This window comes from Burkholderia sp. AU45388, assembly GCF_030481585.1.
GTDB lineage: Bacteria > Pseudomonadota > Gammaproteobacteria > Burkholderiales > Burkholderiaceae > Burkholderia > Burkholderia sola.
In genome coordinates this window covers 1-970 of sequence record NZ_JAUJPV010000070.1, presented here as the reverse complement: position 1 = coordinate 970, position 970 = coordinate 1, and the positions used below count along the sequence as shown (strand labels likewise).

The following is a 970-nucleotide window of genomic DNA, read 5'->3' as shown; positions in this document are numbered from 1 at the left end:
CGAGCGGCCTCATAGTTCACTCGGCTATCTGACGCCGGTGCAGTTCGCTCGGGCGCACGATGCAAAGCAGCAGTTTTTAACCTCGGACTCTAACTGCAGTTCGGACTAAAACCGGGGGCAGGTCACGGCGCGATACTGCGGTAGATGGCCATTCTCGGCATCCTCAATAGCAACAAACGCTGCGCGCCGCGATAAGCCAGTCGAACCCCTTGATTGTTGTATCGGGTTGAAACGCGAAGAAGGTGTCATCCGACGTCCAAGAGCCCTCAACGCTGACTAGGGTGCGTTCGTGTCTTCAGAGGGGCATACCATCGGACCATGAGTGGAGGCGAGCATGCACACGGCAAACGGTGCTAGCGTCGGAAGCTTGCCTAGGATCGATAAGGTGCGTTCGATCCTGGGCGGAGCATACTCGCTTTCAGTGCAGTGGCTGGAGCGGAGATGCCGGCAAATGTTAGCTTTGGGAGGATTCGGTCGGAGAGAGCGTGACGGCACCTACGGCGGTATCGTTGCTCCGAAATGGTTGGTACTACTTTTTGTTCTTGGTGGTGTAGGTAAGATGGATATTGTCTTTCCGCCGTGGTCGGCCGAACGCCGCGATGTGCTGGCAGGATTTTTCGGTAATGTGGACGGTACCGTCGCAGCTCGAAAGTGCCAAAACGCGGCCTCTACAAGGCCCCTGACCGACGATTGGCAATGGAGTTGGATTTGCGGCTATCGGTGTGCGAGTTCGCGGGTGCACGTCGTGCGAACCGCACATTGGCAGCGAAGGTCTGGGCGCTTCTCCGCAATGGAATTGCCAGAATCATTCGAGCTTGGTTCCCCCTATATCGGTGTTCGGGTGGGACCTATCCGTGATTTCGTGGGCGAGGCATATCATGAGGTGTAAAAGTCATGGATATGCCAATGAAGAAGAAACGGCAAACTGTAGCGCGTCAGGCGGCGGCTCGCGGGCCGCTGCCTGAACTGC

1 protein-coding gene is annotated in these 970 nt (G+C 56.9%); it reads left to right on the top strand.

The features are described from left to right. Positions 1-385: 385 nt before the first annotated feature. Entirely contained in the window at positions 386-889 is a 504-nt protein-coding gene (locus QZM72_RS35465; protein WP_301740438.1) for a hypothetical protein, read from the top strand. Positions 890-970: the final 81 nt, after the last annotated feature.